The organism is Acidimicrobiales bacterium (genome assembly GCA_033344915.1).
Taxonomy (GTDB): Bacteria; Actinomycetota; Acidimicrobiia; order Acidimicrobiales; family Aldehydirespiratoraceae; genus JAJRXC01.
In genome coordinates, this window is the sequence record JAWPML010000001.1 from 558,504 (window position 1) to 576,685 (window position 18,182).

The 18,182-nt window shown below is 69.6% G+C and carries 15 protein-coding genes; 6 read left to right on the forward strand and 9 right to left on the reverse strand.

Features of this window, described 5'->3' with window-relative positions; genetic code table 11:
* Positions 1-14: 14 nt before the first annotated feature.
* From R8F63_02665 to R8F63_02675, 3 genes are read left to right on the forward strand one after another with little or no spacing between them, the layout of a single operon-like run.
* On the forward strand, positions 15-1,817 hold the full coding sequence (locus R8F63_02665; protein ID MDW3217493.1) for a putative glycoside hydrolase: 1,803 nt from the start codon (positions 15-17) through the stop codon (positions 1,815-1,817).
* Positions 1,818-1,874: 57 nt separating this feature from the next.
* Entirely contained in the window at positions 1,875-3,440 is a 1,566-nt protein-coding gene (serA, locus tag R8F63_02670) for a phosphoglycerate dehydrogenase (protein MDW3217494.1), read from the forward strand.
* A 24-nt stretch (positions 3,441-3,464) separates the two neighbouring features.
* A complete protein-coding gene (locus R8F63_02675) occupies positions 3,465-4,661 on the forward strand; it encodes a hypothetical protein (protein ID MDW3217495.1) in 1,197 nt (398 codons plus the stop codon).
* Positions 4,662-4,668: 7 nt separating this feature from the next.
* Here the strand turns inward: R8F63_02675 and R8F63_02680 are convergent, their stop codons facing one another.
* The 4 genes from R8F63_02680 to leuC all read right to left on the reverse strand — a co-directional run bounded on the left by R8F63_02680 (position 4,669) and on the right by leuC (position 9,665).
* A complete protein-coding gene (locus R8F63_02680) occupies positions 4,669-5,064 on the reverse strand; it encodes a hypothetical protein (protein ID MDW3217496.1) in 396 nt (131 codons plus the stop codon).
* Between the two features lie 102 nt (positions 5,065-5,166).
* A complete protein-coding gene (locus tag R8F63_02685; GenBank protein MDW3217497.1) occupies positions 5,167-7,509 on the reverse strand; it encodes a beta-propeller domain-containing protein in 2,343 nt (780 codons plus the stop codon).
* A 122-nt stretch (positions 7,510-7,631) separates the two neighbouring features.
* Positions 7,632-8,225 carry a 3-isopropylmalate dehydratase small subunit gene (gene leuD / locus R8F63_02690; protein ID MDW3217498.1) on the reverse strand — a complete coding sequence of 198 codons (594 nt, stop codon included), beginning with the start codon at positions 8,223-8,225 and terminating at the stop codon, positions 7,632-7,634.
* Between the two features lie 36 nt (positions 8,226-8,261).
* Positions 8,262-9,665, reverse strand: a complete 1,404-nt coding sequence (leuC, locus tag R8F63_02695) for a 3-isopropylmalate dehydratase large subunit (GenBank protein ID MDW3217499.1) — start codon at positions 9,663-9,665, stop codon at positions 8,262-8,264.
* A gap of 77 nt (positions 9,666-9,742) precedes the next feature.
* On the opposite strand from leuC, the gene R8F63_02700 reads away from it, so the two are divergent.
* Both R8F63_02700 and R8F63_02705 read left to right on the forward strand, forming a co-directional pair.
* Positions 9,743-10,396, forward strand: a complete 654-nt coding sequence (locus R8F63_02700) for an IclR family transcriptional regulator (GenBank protein MDW3217500.1) — start codon at positions 9,743-9,745, stop codon at positions 10,394-10,396.
* Positions 10,397-10,505: 109 nt separating this feature from the next.
* On the forward strand, positions 10,506-11,006 hold the full coding sequence (locus R8F63_02705; protein ID MDW3217501.1) for an N-acetyltransferase family protein: 501 nt from the start codon (positions 10,506-10,508) through the stop codon (positions 11,004-11,006).
* Positions 11,007-11,028: 22 nt separating this feature from the next.
* Here R8F63_02705 and R8F63_02710 read toward each other — a convergent pair whose 3' ends face one another.
* The 5 genes from R8F63_02710 to R8F63_02730 are packed head-to-tail and all read right to left on the reverse strand — an operon-like array spanning position 11,029 to position 16,942.
* Entirely contained in the window at positions 11,029-12,273 is a 1,245-nt protein-coding gene (locus R8F63_02710) for a cupredoxin domain-containing protein (GenBank protein ID MDW3217502.1), read from the reverse strand.
* The gene (locus R8F63_02715) at positions 12,266-13,963 is read right to left on the reverse strand and encodes a class I adenylate-forming enzyme family protein (GenBank protein ID MDW3217503.1); all 1,698 of its coding nucleotides are present in this window, start codon (positions 13,961-13,963) and stop codon (positions 12,266-12,268) included. Before R8F63_02715 ends, R8F63_02710 begins: the two co-directional genes overlap by 8 nt.
* Positions 13,964-13,984: 21 nt before the next feature.
* Positions 13,985-14,875 (reverse strand): alpha/beta fold hydrolase, encoded by an 891-nt coding sequence (locus tag R8F63_02720; GenBank protein ID MDW3217504.1) that lies wholly within the window; start codon positions 14,873-14,875, stop codon positions 13,985-13,987.
* On the reverse strand, positions 14,875-15,342 hold the full coding sequence (gene greA / locus R8F63_02725) for a transcription elongation factor GreA (protein MDW3217505.1): 468 nt from the start codon (positions 15,340-15,342) through the stop codon (positions 14,875-14,877). Before greA ends, R8F63_02720 begins: the two co-directional genes overlap by 1 nt.
* A 31-nt stretch (positions 15,343-15,373) precedes the next feature.
* Positions 15,374-16,942 (reverse strand): hypothetical protein, encoded by a 1,569-nt coding sequence (locus R8F63_02730; protein MDW3217506.1) that lies wholly within the window; start codon positions 16,940-16,942, stop codon positions 15,374-15,376.
* 216 nt (positions 16,943-17,158) lie between these two features.
* Between R8F63_02730 and R8F63_02735 the strand changes: the two genes are divergently transcribed.
* Positions 17,159-18,172 carry a 3-isopropylmalate dehydrogenase gene (locus R8F63_02735; protein MDW3217507.1) on the forward strand — a complete coding sequence of 338 codons (1,014 nt, stop codon included), beginning with the start codon at positions 17,159-17,161 and terminating at the stop codon, positions 18,170-18,172.
* The last annotated feature ends 10 nt before the right edge of the window (positions 18,173-18,182 follow it).

An 18,182-nucleotide genomic window follows, 5' to 3' on the forward strand; every position in this document is an offset into this window, starting at 1 on the left:
GTACCATCGAGAGCATGCCGAGAGTCGTGATCGCCGTCGTCGGCCTGCTGGCGATGCTCCTCGGTTCCGTGGCCCCCGCGCAGGCGGACGAGCCGATCGTGCTGTCGGTCATCGTCACCGACGCCGGTGGCACGCCGCTGGCCGGTGCCACGGTGGAGGTGGACGACGAGTCGGCCGTGACCGACCGTGTCGGCCGCGCCCGCATCGCCGGTGCGAACGCCGGGACCGTGGTCGTCACGCACCCCCGCTTCACGCCGACGGTCGTCGAATGGACCGGCGCCGGTGATCGCCTCCGGATCGCGCTCGGCGCCGTCACCCTTCGCGCCCTGCACGTGAACGGCAACGTCCCCGGCACCGCGCGATGGGACGAGCTGCTCGAGGTGGCGGATCGCACCGCGCTCAACGCCGTGATGCTCGATATGAAGGACGAGTCGGGCACGGTGTGGCCGGCGTGGAGCGGCACGGCGCCCGCGCCGGACGGGCTCGGACGGTGGGATCTGTCCACGATCGCCACGGAGTTGGAGGACCGGGGCCTGAAGCTGATCGTGCGCGTCGTCGCCTTCCAGGACCCGAAGTTCGCGGACGTGGCGCCGGCCGCCGCGGTCCACGACACGGCGGTCGGCGGCCCGTTCCGTCGGGCCGGGCAGGCGTTTCTCGACCCCAGCGACGATGTCGCCCGGCGCTACGTCCGGGAGCTGGTCGTTGCCGCCTGTCAGGCCGGCGTCCACGAGGTGCAGCTCGATTACATCCGGTTCCCCGACGGCATGTCCCCGCGGCTGCGGTTCGACGCCACGGACCCGGCCGACGCCGAGGCACGCAGCGACACGATCACGAGCTTCATCAGCGAGCTCCAGGACGAGATCGGGGACTGCGTCCTCGCTGCCGACATCTTCGGGTTCATCACGTCGGTGGACTCCGATGGTGGGATCGGTCAGCAGCTCGAGGCGATGGCGGCCGTGGCGGACGTGTTGTCCCCGATGGTGTACCCGAACCACTGGAGTTCGGGTTGGTTCGGCTTCTCCTCACCGGCAGCGAATCCGGGAGGGGTGGTGCGAGCCTCGATGGCGAACGCCGTCGAACGGGTCGGTGGCCGGACAACACTGCGCCCGTGGCTCCAGGACTTCGGTGGGTACGGCGACGCGGAGGTGCGTGCCCAGATCGACGCGGCCGACGAACTCGGTCTCGGTTGGATGATCTGGAACTCCGCCAGCACGTTCCACACCGCGGCGCTGCCGACCGACGCCGAGGTGCGCACGCCCGACGAGCCGCCCGCTCCCGTGCACGAATTACTGCCGGCGAGCGGCTTTTGGGATGTGCCGAAGTCGTCGACCTTCTCCGGCGATGTCGCGTGGCTCGGTGAGACCGGCATCACCCGGGGCTGCAATCCGCCCTGGCGCGACGAGTTCTGCCCGAAACGGGGCGTGACCCGGGCCGAAGCCGCCACCTTCCTGGTGCGGGCGCTCGACCTCCCGGCATCCTCGGTCGACCACTTCCGCGATGACGACGGGAACACCCACGAGGCCGCCATCGACGCGCTGGCCGACGCGGGCATCACGAGGGGATGCAGCGCCACGACGTTCTGTCCGGATCAGGTGCTGACCCGGGAGCAGATGGCGTCGCTCCTGGCCCGAGCACTCGGTCTTCCCCGATCGCCCACGGACACGTTCGTGGACGACGACATGTCGACCCACCGAGCCGACATCGAGCGGATCGCAGCCGCCGGAATCACCCGCGGCTGCACCCCGGACCGCTTCTGTCCGCGGGATCCGGTCACCCGCGATCAGCTCGCCGCGTTCCTGCATCGTGCCCTCGCGTGACGAAGAACCGGTGAAACCGAGTTGGCGGGCCGCCGGCCCACAGCCAGGATGACGGGCATGTCTCGCATTCTCGTGACCGAAGCCATCGCCGACACCGGGCTCGACTCCCTCCGCTCGGCCGGTCATGAGGTGGACGTCCGCCTCGGGCTGTCCCCGGACGAACTCCTCGACGCCATCGTCGGTGCCGATGCGCTGATCATCCGTTCCGCCACCCAGGTGAGCGCCGAGGTGCTCGCGGCCGCCGACCAGCTGAAGGTGATCGGCCGGGCCGGGATCGGTCTCGACAACGTCGACGTCCCGGCGGCCACCCGCGCCGGCGTCATGGTCGCGAACGCGCCCCAGTCCAACGCGTTGTCCGCCGCCGAGCACACGATGGCGCTGCTCCTGGCCCAGGCCCGCAACGTCCCGCAGGCCCACGCCGCGCTCGTTGCGGGGCGCTGGGAGCGGTCCAAGTGGGAAGGCGTCGAACTCGCCGACAAGGTGCTCGGCATCGTCGGTCTCGGGCGCATCGGGTCCCTCGTGGCTCAGCGAGCGGCGAGCTTCGGCATGCGGCTGATCGCCCACGACCCGTTCGTGTCGGCAGACGCGGCCCGCAAGCTCCAGGTCGAGCTGGTGGATCTCGAGACGCTGGTCGGCACGGCCGACTTCCTCACCCTCCATCTCGCGAAGACGCCCGAGACCGCCGGGTTGATCGGCAAGGACCTCCTGGCGAAGGCGAAGCCCGAGCTGCGGATCATCAATGTCGCCCGCGGCGGCATCGTCGACGAGGCGGCGCTCGCCGAAGCGGCCCGCGAGGGGCGCATCGGGGGCGCGGCCGTCGATGTGTTCGACACCGAGCCGACCGTCGAGTCGCCGCTCTTCGACGTCGAGAGCATCGTCGTCACACCCCACCTCGGGGCCAGCACGCGCGAAGCCCAGGACAAGGCCGGCGTCACCATCGCCGAGCAGGTCCTGCTGGCGCTCGCCGGCGAGTTCGTGCCCCATGCCGTCAACGTCGATGCCGCCGAGGTCAGCGAGCTGTTGCGCCCGTTCGTGCCCCTCGCCGAGCATCTCGGCGCCATCTACGGCGGGCTGGTCGAGGGCATCCCGGATCGAGTCGACGTCGAGCTGCGGGGCGCGATCGCGAAGGACGACGCCCGCATCGCCGTGCTCGCCGCGGTCAAGGGAATCCTCTCCGCCCACACCGACGTGCCCGTCAGCTACGTGAACGCACTCGATCTCGCCACCGAGCGGGGGCTCGAGGTTCGCACCATCACCGCTCCCGCTCAGGATCACGTGAACGTGCTGCGCATCATCGGTGGCGGGCACTCCATCGCCGGTCGCCTGTCCGGTCTCGACGGCAGCCATCGGATCTCCGAGCTGGACGAGCATGCGCTCGACATCAAGCCCAGCGACCACATGGTGATCGTGCGCAACCACGACGAGCCCGGCATGGTGGGCGTCGTGGGTGCCACGCTCGGCGATGCGGGCGTGAACATCTCGAACATGCACATCGGCGAATCCGGCGACGGCGTCGAGGCGCTGATGGTGGTGTGCACCGACGGAGCGGTGCCGCTCCAGGTCCAGGATGCGCTGCGCAACCACGAGCACGTGCGTTTCGTGCGGGCGATCACCCTCACCTGACCCGCGTCGGTACTCTCGGGCGGAATGGAACGACGCGACGCGCTGATCACGGGCGCCCTGGTGCTGGTGTTGTGCGTGGCGATCACCGCTCTGGTCATCGCTCGTCGAGACCCGTTCTCCGAGCCGTTCGCGGCAACGCCCACGACGACGACCACCGAGGCCGAGCAGACCGGTGGCGACGAGCGTGACGAACTCGACGAGTTCGTCGACGAAGCGATCGCGTTCATCGAGGACCTGCGGGGTGACCCGTTCGTCTCCCGCCCGGAGGTCGTGGTCCTGTCGGATCGGGCCTTCGTCGAGCGGATCGACGCCGACCTCACGGCCGACTTCGCCGCCGACCCGGAGATGCTCGAGATCCTCAACGCCCAGTACCGCGCCGCCGCGCTGATCGGCCCGAACGAGAGCATCGACGAGGTCGTGCGCCGCTTCGGCGAGGCGGGCATTCTCGGCTTCTACGACCCGACGACGGCGGAGCTGGTGGTGCGGGAGGCCAACGGGCTCTCGCTGCTGACCAAGTCGACCATCGTCCACGAGCTCGTTCACGCCTACGACGATCAGCTCTTCGACCTCGATCGGCCGGAGTACGACGAGCGCACCGACGAGATCCCGTGGACCTTCCGGGCCGTGGCCGAAGGCAGCGCGACGTGGGCAGAGAACGAATGGCAGGCGACGCTGAGCGCCGCCGAACTCGACCGGCTCTTCGACGAGGAGCTCGCGTTCGGCAACGTCGACATCCTCGGGCAGTTCGAGCTCTCGTTCCTGCTGCTGGAACTGTCCCCCTACGACGCGGGCGAACCCTTCGTCGACGGACTCGTCGAGGCGGGCGGGGTCGATGCGCTGGCCGAGGTGCTGATCGATCCGCCCGACACCAGCGAGCAGGTGCTGCACCGCGACCGCTACGAGGCCGACGAGCCGGCGCTCGACGTCCCGGCGCCGCCGGCCGACGGCACCGTGCTGTGGACCGGCACCGGCGGTCAGGCGCTGATCGAGGCGCTGTTCGTCGGCAACTTCGTGGGCACCGACGTGTCGTGGGGTGGCGACCAGATGACGGTCTGGCTCGACGACCTCGGCCGCGGCTGTCTGCGCTGGGACCTTCGGGCCGACACCGAGGCCGGGCTCGGCGAACTCCAGGTGGGGTTCGAGCGGTGGGGCAACGCGGTCGGTCAGACCCGGGTGACGACGGTCGACGGGGTCACGATCCGCGTCGACCGATGCGGCTGAGGGTGCGCTAGCGCTTGGCCTTGCGGAAGCCGTCCGCCTCGGCGTCGGCCTCCGACGCGTAGCACCGCTCGGGGACCGTGCGTTCGTAGGACATCCCGCCGGGCACGTGGAAGATGCCGGACTGGGCGTTGCCCTTGATCGGGTGGGTCGCCGGACAGACACCGTCCACCGGTTCGACGAACGAGCCGGACGGCGTGTCCTCCCCATCCTCGGCCGGGGCGGTGAACTGGACCGGCCCGGTCCGGGGCTCGCTCTCGGGCGGGTCGGTGAGGGGCTGCCAGCTGGCCTGGCCGAGGGTCTCGGGTGGCGTGGTGCCGCGGATCGCTCGGGCGATGCCGGCGGCCGCGCCGACCAGGGCGCCGATCTTCAGGACACGGACCAGGCGGTTCACGAACGGGGACATGGATGCTCCTCGGGGACGACCGCACCGTATCGGACGCGACCGAGCCGGCCTTGAAGAGGCCGGCTCGATCAGGGAGGGATCCGCTCGTCGTACCGATCGGGGCTAGAGGTCGATGGCGTCCAGCCGGTCGAACGTCGTGAGGTCGTTCACCTGGAGGCGGGCCGGGTTGGAGCCGCCCAGCCATCCCCACGGCGAGCTGACCGTCCAGAGCTCGTCGCCGGGAAGCACGATCGACCGGCTGATCTGGGGCATGCCGTCACTGTCGGGCCAGCAGGCGATGAGCGTGCCCTCGATCGGCACGCCGGCCCGCTCGGCCTCCTCGGCCATCCACGGTTCGTCGTAGCAGCTGAACCCCGTGACGGAGCGGGACTCACCCGGGGCGCAGTCGATGATCATGCCGTAGCCCTCGCTCAGCATGTAGCCGAACTCGCTCTCGAATTCGATGTCGGCGTCGCTCTGGGTGGGCAGGTCGTCCTCGGTGATCTGGGTGCACTCGGTCTCGCCGACGCCGGACGTGGGGTCGTCGTGGTCGATCCGTCCGACCTCGGTGATCGCGCCGTTCTCGACCCGCAGGAGGACGATTCCGGCCCAGTTCTGGCCGTTCTCCCAGGTCTGCACGGGCACGGCCGCCAGGTTCTCGGGCGCCCACCACAGGAAGGCGTGGGTGTCCCAGCCGACGTTGTTCCAGCTGTCCGGCGCCGCCCACACGTCGACCTCGAGGGGGTTGTCGAGATCGGTCACGTCGAAGAGGGAGACCTTCGAGCCGGTGACCCGGCCGGTCTCGTCGGCGTCACTGCCGACCCCGAGCACGAGGCCGTCACCGATCGGGTGGAGATAGCTGGAGAAGCCGGGGATCTTCAGTTCGCCCCGCACGACCGGGTCGGTCGGATCGCGGAGGTCGACGGTGTAGAAGGGGTCGACCTGGCGGAAGGTGACGACATAGCCGACGTCGCCGTGGAAGCGGACGGACTGCACGGCCTCGCCGTTGCCCATGTCGCCGACCTGGCCGACCTCGACGAGCCGGTCGCCCTGCTCCTCGAGGACCCGCAGCCAGGACTCCGAGGTCTCGTCCCACTGGTTGCCCGTGGTGGTCACGACCCGCAGGTGGCCGTCGTACTCGCTGAACGAGAAGCTGTCGCGCACCAGGCCGTCGACGGAGCCGCTCGCCGTGTAGGCGGCGGAGCGATCGCTGGTGATGTCGAAGCGGTGGATCGAGGTGGTGATGTTCTCCTGGATCTGCTCGAACGCGATGTCGAGGGCTGCCTGGTCGAACCAGGTCGTCGTGGCGACGTAGACCGAATCGGTGCTCGCGTAGACGATCTCGCCGGGAGCCAGCACGGCTGAGGTGTTGTTGGCCGTGAGATCACCGTCGACGTCCACGGTCAGCACGGAGAGCACCCCGAAGCCGGCGAACTCGGTCGGGGCGTGGACCTGGTTGCACGGCACGAGCAGGCCCTCGTCGGTGGTCGCGCCGTTGGCGTCGACGATCGCGTAGCCGGGGAGCCAGTCGCTCAGCTGGGTGTCGAGCAGGGCCTCACGGTTGGACGCCTCGGCCCGTTCCTCGCCGGCCTCGCTCTGCGGGTAGACGAAGGGGAAGTTGTACTGCGGGTTCGAGCGGACGATGATCCGCGCCGTGCCGTCGACGGACCGGGCGGTGACGTAGTCGCCCTCGGCGACGAGCGTCTCGACGATGCGGGGGCTGCCGCCGTCGACGGTGATGCGGGTGATGGTCGTGGTGCTGGAGTTCCAGCCGTAGCCCGGGCCCGGCTCGATGGCGATGTCCGCGGCGGGCTCGTCGACCGCGATGCCGATGTCCTCGGCGAGGTGGAGCTCGTCCTCGAACCAGCCCTGGCTGATCAGGAGGATGTCGTCGCCGCTCACGAACATCTCGTTGCGGTCGCCCCGGGGCACGGTCACGGTGCCGGTGACGGTGCGGGTGGCGACGTCGATCACGACGAGTTCGCCGCTGGCGACGATGAACACCCGTTCCCCGTCGGTCTTCACGATGTCGGCCTCGTCGACGCCGCTCTCCTGGATGTTGGTACCGGAGAAGTCCACGCCCTCGACGAGATCGGCGGTCGCCTCGTTGGATGCGCCCGAAGAGGTCGGCGCGTCGAAGGCGGCCGCCCCGTCACCGGCGTCGTCGCCGCCCTCGGCCATGTCGACATCGTCCTCGAGGAACCGGCCGCCGGGCCACCAGCCGCCGTACCAACCGTCGTTGAACCCGTAGGGGCCGACGCGTTCGGCCCCCTCGGTGCGGAGATGGTCGAGGAGCGTGTCGCAGCTGTCGAAGCCGGACAGGGCGCTCGTGAGACGGATGTTCTCACCGCCGATGTCGATCACGACGCCGTCGTCGCCATCGGGGGGAGACGGGATCATGTCGTCCTCGCCACAGGCCGAGGCGAGCAGACCGATGGTGGCGAGGAGGACGAAGAGCTTGCGCATGGGATTCTCCGGGGCAGGGGGGTGTCGTCGCTATGACGCCCCGACACCCCGAGCGGTTCCCCACCTCCGGCAATTTCTCGAGATGGGACGCGGTGTCTGACACCTGTCCCATCTCTGTGGCGCTAGGCGCTGGAGGGGAGCCAGGGGCGGCGGGAGTCCTCGTAGGAGTCGATGGCGGACTCGTGGCGCAGGGTGAGGCCGATGTCGTCGAGGCCTTGCAGGAAGCGGTCCTGGGTGGAGGCGTCGAGGGGGAATGTCGTCTCCATACCGGCGGCCGGAGCCTCGACGGTGAGGCGGGCGACGTCGATGGTGATCTCGAGGGTCGGGTCGGCCTGCACGGCGGCCATGAGCGCGGCGTTGAAGTCGGCGTCGACGGTGACCGGCACCAGACCGTTCTTCGTGCAGTTGTTGCGGAAGATGTCGGCGAAGCGGGGGGAGATGACGGCGTCGAAGCCGTACTGCTGGATCGCCCACACCGCATGTTCGCGGGAGGACCCCGTGCCGAAGTTCAGGCCACCGATGAGGATGTTGGCGCCCGCGTGTTCCTCCTTGTTGAGGACGAAGTCACGGTCGTCGCGCCACTCCGAGAAGAGCCCCTTCTCGAAGCCGGTGCGCTCGACCTGCTTGAGCCAGTCGGAGGGGATGATCTGGTCGGTGTCGACGTCGGTGCGGTCGAGTGGCACGGCGGTGCCGGTGACGATGCGTACTGCCTTCATGATGCTGCAGTCCTTTCAGAGAGCGAGAGAGCGGGTTCAGCCCAGGTCGGCCGGGGCGGCGAACGTTCCGGCGATGGCGGTGGCGGCGGCGACGGCGGGGGACACGAGATGGGTGCGTCCGCCGCGGCCCTGTCGGCCTTCGAAGTTGCGGTTCGACGTGCTCGCGCAACGCTCACCGGGCTGGAGCTTGTCCGGATTCATGGCGAGGCACATCGAGCAGCCCGGCTGGCGCCAGTCGAAGCCGGCGGCCCGGAAGATCTCCGGCAGGCCCTCGGCGATGGCCTGGGCCTCGACCTGGCCGGACCCGGGGACGACGAGGGTTCGGACGCCATCGGCGACCCTGCGGCCCTCGGCGACGGCCGCGGCGGCCCGCAGGTCCTCGATGCGGCTGTTGGTGCACGAGCCGATGAAGACGGTGTCGACCTTCACCTCGCGCATCGGCGTGCCCGGCGCCAGGTCCATGTAGTCGAGCGCCCGTGCCGCGGTGTCGCGCAGCGCCGGATCCTCGAACGAGTCGGGGCGCGGGATGTCGCCGTGGAGGGGCATCACCTGGGCCGGGTTCGTTCCCCAGCTGACGAAGGGTGTGATCTCCGAGGCATCGAGCACGATCTCCTCGTCGAAGGTGGCGTCGTCGTCGGTGACCAGCGTCTTCCAGTCCGCGACGGCCGCGTCCCAGTCGGCGCCGGTCGGGCTGTGCTCGCGACCCTTCAGATACTCGAATGTGACGTCGTCGGGGGCGATCAGGCCGGCCTTGGCGCCGCCCTCGATCGACATGTTGCAGACGGTCATCCGCCCCTCCATCGAGAGGTTGCGGATCGCCTCGCCCCGGTACTCGATGATCTTGCCGATACCGCCACCGGTGCCGATGCGCCCGATGATCGCGAGGATGATGTCCTTGGCGGTCGACCCCGCCGGCAGTTCACCGTCGACCGTGATCGCCATGGTGCCCGGCCGGGTCTGCGGGAGCGTCTGGGTCGCGAGCACGTGCTCGACCTCGCTCGTGCCGATGCCGAACGCGATCGAGCCGAACGCACCGTGCGTCGCCGTGTGCGAGTCGCCGCACACGATGGTCATGCCCGGCTGGGTGAGTCCCTGCTCCGGGCCGATGACGTGCACGATGCCCTGCTTCGGGTGGCCCATCGGGTAGTTCGTGACGCCGAACTCCTCGGTGTTGCGGCGTAGCGTGTCGACCTGTTTCGCGCTGATCTCGTCCTCGATCGGCTTGTCCTGGTCGATGGTGGGCACATTGTGGTCCTCGGTGGCCACCGTGAGGTCCGGGCGCCGCACCGTGCGGCCGGACAGCCGCAGCCCGTCGAAGGCCTGCGGGGAGGTGACCTCGTGGATGAGGTGCAGATCGATGTAGAGCAGGTCCGGCGCCCCGTCGTCGCCCGCGGCGACGAGGTGGCGGTCCCAGATCTTCTCGCTGAGGGTCTTGCCCATCGGATGACGTCCTGTGTGGGTTGGCGATCGGGTGGTGGTCTTGACTGTCTCACATAATGAGACATAAGTTCTGACCCGTGGAACACACGATAAGCGGTGTCGGCGTGATCGACAAGGCGCTCGCCGTCCTCGGTGCGGTCGAACGCGAACCCCGGAGCCTCGGATCGTTGGTGAGCGAGACCGGGCTGAGTCGGGCCACGGCGCATCGACTGGCCTCCGCGCTCGAGGTCCACGGACTGTTGCGCCGTGACGGCGAGGGAAGATTCGCCCTCGGCGCTCGCCTGATCGCGATGGGCGACGAGGCGAGCCGGGGCTGGCCGGTGGCCGAGGCCGCCGGACCGGCCCTCTCCGCACTGCGCGACACCACCGGCGAGTCCGCCCAGCTCTATGTGCGCGACGGAGACCAGCGGATCTGTGTGGCGTCGCTCGAGTCTCCCCACGGACTCCGCACGATCGTGGCGACCGGGGCCGCGCTCCCGCTCGACCAGGGCTCGGGCGGACGGGTCTTGCAGGGTGACGTCGGCGCTGACGGGTACGTCGTGTCGATCGGTGAACGCGAGGCCGGGGTCGCCTCGGTGAGCGCGCCCGTCACCGGCTCCGGTGCCGTCGTGGCGGCGGTCAGCGTGAGTGGCCCGATCGAACGACTCTCCCGGGATCCGGGCCCGACGTTCGGTCCTCCCGTGGTCATGGCTGCGGCGGCCATCGCCCGTGCGGCAGGATTGTCGGTATGAGCACACCGTCCGACCCCGAACCCGGCCCGTTCTCGATCGGCCTGATGCGGGCGGTGGCCGTCGCCATCGTCGTCGTCGTTCTCTTTTTCCTGGTCGACGCGATCATCGGATGACGGCCTCCGAACTGCGCATCCGCGACGCGGAACCCGCCGACGCCGCGGCCTGCGCGGCGATCTACGCGCCGATCGTGCGCAACACGCCCATCAGCTTCGAGTTCACCGAGCCCGACGCCGAGGAGTTCGCAACGCGCATCGCACGGGTGCAGGAGACCGACCCGTGGCTCGTCGCCACGCTCGACGACGTGGTGGTCGGCTACGCCTACGCCGCCGATTTCCGGGCCCGCGCCGCCTACGCGGGCTCGCGGGAGACGACGGTCTACGTCCACGAGGACCACCACGGTCGGGGCATCGGCTCGGCGTTGATGCGCCGACTGATCGCCGACCTGCGCGACCGCGGCGCCCATGTCGCGGTCGCCTGCATCGCCCTGCCCAACGACGGCAGCGTCGCCCTGCACGAGCAGCTCGGCTTCAACGCGGTCGGGGTGTTTCGCGAGTCCGGCCGGAAGTTCGACACCTGGCACGACGTCGGGTTCTGGGAGCTGTTGCTCTGATCCAGGCGAGGCTCGGCGGCCTCTATCCGACAACGACCGACCCGGTCATGGACGGGTGCACTTCGCAGAAGAACGAGTAGGCGCCCGGCTCGTCGAAGCTGATCTGGAAGCTCCCGCCCGACCCGAATGTGTCGGAGTCGAACAGACCCTCCGTCGACGTGATCGTGTGGGGCGCGTCGTCGCTGTTCGTGAACACCACCGGTTGCCCGACTTCGGCCTGCAGGTCACCGAGGGCGAAGTTGTTGATCGACCACGTGACCGCGCCGTCGACGGCCGGTTGCGTGCGGTCGAACTCGACGTCGGCGGGTTCGGCCACCGGACTGACGCTCGGATTCCACATGCTGAACACGCCGGACTGGTTGTCGTAGTCGGGCACTGCGTAGGCGTGGATCATCCACTGGGGATCGACGGTGAAGAACGTGCCGCCGTCGGCCTCGCACTCCTCGCGGCTGACGGGCGTGGTGCCCGAGAGCTCCGACCCGCCGCAGCTGTTGAAGTGCATGTGCCAGTTGTCGATCGGCCCGGTGAACCCGTCCGGGTGGTCGGCCGTCAGCGGCAGGTAGAACGCGGAGCCGACCACCTCATACCCGGTCGAGTCGCCCGTCCAGTGGCCGTCTTCACAGTCGCCGAGGTCGGCCAGGGGCGTGTTCTCCCCGCCCTCGCGGGCGAACATCACGACGTCCGGGCGCGACGGGATGAGCACCCCATCCGTCGAGTGCTCGGCGTTGCGGAGGTGGATTCCCATGTTCGGCCACTGTGTCGTGTACGGCTCGTACCCGGCCGCGCAAGCGGCGTCGATCGAATCGAGTGCGGTCAGCGTCTCGCTCAACTCGTCGAGCTCGGCGACGAGATCGGCGAGCTCGTCTCGCGTCATCGCGAGTCGGGACGGGACCTCGTCGCCCGACTCGAGCAGTGCCTTCAGGTCGAGGTAGCTGCACGGCTCGTCGACGTCCTGGCAGCGGACCTGGCGCTGCGCTGGACCCTCCAGGAGGAACGGGAGGATCGCGTCGCCCATGCGGGCGTAGACGTAGCGGCTGAAACCGACGGCGCCGGTCGGTGTCGCGGGCGTCCCGATCGGCCAGGCCGCGTCGGACTCCGGTTCCCCGAGGCCGGTGGCGGTCGCACCCTCGTCGATCGTCGGTGGGCGGCTCGTCGTGGGGTCCGCAGCCGTCTCCGGCGTGGGCGTGTCACCGCATGCCGCGGCCACGAGGGAGGCGATCAGCAGGAGGAGAAGCGCGCGACGCATCGACGCGAGCATGTCAGTCATCGTGTACCTGATGGTCGCGCTCGCCGGTGAGCGCGGCCTTCACGACCTTGCCCGCGGCGTTGCGGGGCAACGGCTCGGTACGGATGTCCCACCGTCCCGGCACCTTGAACGGCGCGAGGGTCTCGGCGCACCACGCGCGCAACGCCTCCTCGGTGACAGCGGCGTCGTCGCGGGGAACGACGCTCGCGGCGACGATCTGGCCGGTGGCGGCGTCGTCGAGCCCGTACACCGCGCACTCGATCACGTCCGGGTGCTCGTCGATGCGGTACTCCACCTCCACCGGGTACACGTTCTCGGCGTTGTGCAGGATCATGTCGCGGGCCCGGGAATCGATGTAGAGCAGGCCGTCCTCGATACGGCCGACGTCGCCGGTGTCGAGCCAGAAGTCGTCGTCGAACACCTCGGCCGTCGCCTCGGGATTGTCCCAGTATCCCAACATCGCGGTGCACGACCGCACCCAGATGCGACCGTTCCCGCCCTCGGCGGCCGGTCGGCCGGACTCGTCGCGGATCTGCACGGAAACGGTGGGGTTGATGTAGCCCGTGCTCGTCGGGTTGGCCTCGTAGTCCGCGCCCCGGATCCCGGCGACGGCGCCGACGGTCTCGCTCGAGCCGTAGCCGATCGCCACGGTCGACTCGGCCGACGAGAAGGCGCGGCGCACCTTCGCCTGGAGCTCGGGACTCGCCGGCGCACCGCCGAAGCCGACGGTGGAGAGCGAGCTGAGGTCGTAGTCGTCCAGGCGGGGATGCTCCACCACGCGGGGACCCATCGAGCCGATGAGCGTCCACGCGGTGACCCGCTCCTTCTCGACGAGGGCGAGGCACTCGTCGGCGTCGAAGCGGCTGTTCTCGCGGAAGACGAGCGCGCCGCCGACGTTCATGTTGATCAGCGCCGCGCCGGAGAGACCGGAGACGTGGAACAGGGGCGAGGTCATGAGGACCCGGGGCGGCCCGCCGCGCGGCTTCGGCTCGCGGCCCGCGGCCTGGTCGCGGGCCGCGTCGATCATGGCGCCGACGGCCCCGTTGAGCAGCTGGACCTCGGCGAAGCCGACGAGCCCGCGATGGCTGACCGTGGCCCCCTTCGCCCGGCCGGTGGTGCCGCTCGTGAAGAAGATCGAACAGGCGTCGTCCTCCTGGAGTTCGACCGTCGGCAGCGCGTGGGTGCCGACGTCGCGCTGGAGCCGGTCGCGCGCCGCGTCCAGGTCGACCTGCGGCGTCGTGATGTCGTCGGGAACGCGGGCGAGGCGCTTCTCGTCGCCGAGGATCAACTTCGGCGTCGTGAGCTCGGTCGCGTGGCGGATCTCGTCGGGCGTCCACCACCCGTTGGAGAGACACACGATGGCGCCGAGGGACACCAGCGCGAAGTAGCTGATCAGCCAGTCGGGGCTGTTCGCGGCGAGGATCGCGACGCGATCGCCCTTGGTGATCCCGTGGTCCTCGGCGAGGGCCGCGCTGCAGGCAGCCACGAAATCCGGGAAGGCGGCGTGGGTGATGCGTCGCTCGCCGTGGACGATGAACTCGGCGTCGCCGTGGGCCCGGCTCGCCTCGACCAGCTCGCGCAACGACCGCTTGCGGTTCACCAACACCGGGACCTGATGGCCGCGCACATCCGCCATCTCGACGGGGAAGTAGCCGTCGGGGGCAGTCAGCTGATCGATGACGGTCTGGCGTTCGGCACTGTAAGGACCCATGGGGACTCCTTTGGTCGCCGCTCAGCAGCCGGCTGCGTGGCGGACGAGGTCGACGAATCCGGGGATGAACTCGCGTGGCCGGGTGACACAGCCGTCATGGTCGATCGGCGCCCGGCGGATCTGCGCGTGGGGCAGTAGTGCGGCCAAGCGGTGCTGGCGATCGGGCGGCACGATGCCGTCGTGGGACGTGATGAACACGCCCGTGGGAACGGCGATCTCGCCGAGCCAAGCCCGGCTGTCGAACTCGGCGATGGCGCCACCGGCTTCGAGCATCATGGGTACGTTGCCGCTGCGGACCTCGGAGACCATCCACGGCGGCCGTTCGGACGGACGACTCCCGCCGGCGAGCATGGCGCGGGTGAAGACGTCGAGCTGGCGCCGCCGGGGCGTGATCCGGCTGGCCCGGCCGACGCGGCCGAGGCCGCGCATGGCGATCCGTTCCTGGGCGGTGCTCCACGAGCGGGCGAAGGTGGCCGCGAGGACGAGGCCCTGCACCCGGTCCGGATGGCGGCGCCAGACCAGCTGACTGACCGGGCCGCCCATCGAGTAGCCGGCGACCACGAATCGATCGATGCCGAGCACGTCCGCGAGGGCGACCGCGTCGTCGGCGGCGTCCTCCAGCCGGAACGGACGCCGGCTCCGGATGCCCTGGCCGTGACCCCGATGATCGAGGCTGACGACGCGGACGTGTTCGGCGAGGGGCCGGTACGCGGTGAACCAGTTGACCGCCGCGGTGACCGTCCAGCCGTGCAGGAGCAGGACCGTGGGTGCGTCCTCGGCCGGTCCCGCGACCTCGCGCACGAAGGTGGTGCCGCGCCCGGGGATGTCGACCAGTCGGCCCGGCGGCAGCGGGGGACGGCCGATCCGAGCGTCGCCGGGGACGAACTCCGTGGTGGTGCGGCTGGCGACCACTATTCGATCTCGACGACCTTGATCTTGAGCATCGCCCCGGTGGGGGCCTCGTACTCGACGACGTCGCCGACCGCGGCGCCGAGGAGGGCCGCGCCCATCGGGGAACCGGGCGAGACGACGGTGACGTCCTCTCGCTGCTCCTCGATCGAGCCGACGAGGTACTTCTCGATCTCGTCGTCGCCGTCGAAGACGATCGACACGATGGAGCCGGTGCCGACGTTGTCACCGCCCGAGCTGTCGACGATCTGGGCGTCCTCGAGGATGCGGGCCAGGTGGATGATGCGGCCTTCCATCTTTCCCTGTTCCTCCTTGGCGGCGTGGTAGTCGCCGTTCTCGGAGAGATCGCCGAGCTCGCGGGCGGCCTCGATCTTGCGGGCGATGTCGATGCGCCCGCGGGTCGTCAGGTCGTCGTGCTCCGACTTGAGGCGGTCGTAGGCCGCCTGCGAGAGCTGCTGTGCTTCAGCCATCCCGAGAATCTACCGGCGTGGCCTGCGGCCTTCACTCGTCGTCGGCGATCGCCCGGAGGGTGAGGGTCGACTCCCACGGCTCCGACGTGGACGGGTCGAGCTCACCCGCCGTGCCGAAGGTGATCGTCCCCGTCGTGGTGATGTCGGCCTCGAGGGGTACGGCGGCCGCCACGTCGACCACCAGTTCGCCGCTGATCGTCGCGTCGACCGTGTACCCGTCGTCGTGGTCGCCGAAGTACGCCCCGAACGAGCCGTCGACCGCGAGATGGAGACGTCCGCCGTCCCTGCCGACGAGCGTCAGCACGGGGCCGCTGCCGTCCTCTTCGCCCTGCGTTCGCACCTGCCATCGGGCGTCCGGACCGACGCGCTCGTCGGGAAGCGCGGGCAGGACCTCGTGGAGCAGCTCGCCGAACCAGATGTGTTGGTTGCGGCTGTCGATCTCCTCGTCGCCGGCGCGGAACGCGTCGCCGACCCGTCCGTCGGGGGCGACGACGAGTGCGAACGCCGAGCCGGTGTCCGCCGCGCTCGCTTCGAACGGTGGGCCGTTCGCTTCCCAGGTGGTGAGCGCCATCGTGAGCCATTGGCCATCCGCCGCGAAGGTGCTGTCGACGTCGAGCTCCGCGTGGACGGACGTGGGCTCCACGCTGCGGGTGAGTTGGGTCCACGAGCGGTCTATCTCCCAACGACCCGACCACGACCCCCCGCCGTAGCCGAACGCGAGAACGAATGCGTCCGGGTTCGGCGTGGCCTCCTGTCGGAGATCCGCGAATCTCTCGATTCCGTCGGAGCCGCGGCGCCAGTCGCCGGCGACCTCCGGCGGGGCGACCGCCACCCACCACTGACGGCGCGCCTCCGATCCGTTGTCGTCGACGAGGTCGAACTCGATGTCCACGCGGCCGACGACATCCAGGGGGTTGTCGCGGGCGATGCGGATGTCGCCGGTGGCCTGCCCCACCGTGACGAAGCGGTACCCACGATGGATCGTTTCCTCATCGAACTCGGCGTGGAGGCGCAGCACCAGGTAGTCATCGTCGGTCGAGTCGACCTCCCAGCGCACGGGTACGTGGGTGCCGGAGATCCCCACGTCGGCAAGCCACAGGAAGTCCCCGTCAGGGGCCGGGTCGGCTGCCGACGCGGCGGTCGGCAGGATCCAGTCGAGGAACGCGTTCGCGAGAGCCCCGTTGTAGTCCCGGGGCCACCCGTTGGGCGTCCCGGCGTCATAGATGATGGGTGTGGCGCCGCTCATGGGCGTCGCCGGAGCCGCGACGCCGACGAAGTCGGGAACGACCTGATTCGCTTCGAGTCCGACGGTGGTGCCGAGGTACGTGACGGCCTCGTCGTGATACTGATCGCCGTCGAACGTGCGGCCGGTGCGAAGCGTCAGTGCCACGTTGCCCACCGGCGAATCGCCATCCGGGGCCGCCTCCGTCGTCGTGGGGGCGGTCGTCGTGGACGTGGCCGCGGTGGTCGTCGTCACGGGAGTGGTCGTCGTTGTGGTTGTCGTCGTGGTTGTCGTCGGCTCCGTGGTCGGCTCGGTGTCGTCGGCGCACGCAGCGGCCAGGATCACCAGCGGGGCGAGAATGAAGGCGAGCCGACGCACCTCGCCAGTGTCGCGTGGAACGCGACATGACGTGGTCCGGCGGCCACGGATACACTGCGAACCGTGATGACCGCACCCGCCATCATCATCATTCCCTAGCGCACGCCCCCTCCGGCGTGCGCCCCGACCGTCCACCTCGGTGGGCGGTTTTGCACTTTTCTGACCAGACTGGTCACTCCTCTCACCCCTCAACGAATACGAAGCGAGCAGCAATCCATGGCACATCGAGTAGGCATCGTCGGCGGCGACGGCATCGGTCCCGAGGTCATCGCGGAGGGCCTGAAGGTCATCGCCGCGGCCGGCGTGGAGCTGGAGACCGTGGACTACGACCTCGGTGGCGATCGCTACCTGCGCGACGGCGTCGTGCTCACCGACGAGATCATCGACGAGTGGCGCGGCCTCGACGCCATCTATCTGGGCGCGGTCGGCACGCCGGACGTGCCGCCCGGCGTCATCGAGCGGGGAATGCTCCTGCGCATGCGCTTCGAGCTCGACCTCTTCATCAACCTGCGGCCGTTCTCGTTGGCGAGCCCATCTGGCTCCGATCCGGCGCATGGCGGCGACCAGCAAGGCCACGAGTTCATCGTGATCCGGGAGAACACGGAGGGGACCTACGCAGGGGAGGGTGGCTTCCTGCGCAAGGACACGCCCGAGGAGATCGCCACCCAGGGCTCGGTCAACACCCGCCACGGGGTCGAGCGGTGCATCCGCTATGCGTTCGATCTCGCGATGACGAGGCGCAAGCACCTGACGATGGTCCACAAGACCAACGTCCTCACCTTCTCGGGCGACCTGTGGGACCGCACCTTCAACGAGGTCGCCGCCGACTACCCCGAGGTCGAGACCGCCTACAACCATGTCGACGCCGCGTGCATCTACTTCGTGGACGATCCCCAGCGCTACGACGTCATCGTCACCGACAACCTCTTCGGCGACATCCTGACCGATCTCGGCGGTGCCGTGAGCGGCGGCATCGGGTTCGCCAGCTCCGCCAACCTGCACCCGGGGCGGGTGTCGATGTTCGAGCCGGTCCACGGTTCGGCGCCCGACATCGTCGGTACCGGCAAGGCGAATCCCACGGCTGCCGTATTGTCGGCCGTACTCATGCTCGAACATCTCGGTGAGAACGCCGCCGCCGACCGCATCCGTGCGGCCTGTAGCGACACGGACTCACTGGTCGGCTCCACCACGGAGATCGGCGACCTCATCGTCAGCCGACTTCCCGACTGAGCCGAGGAAG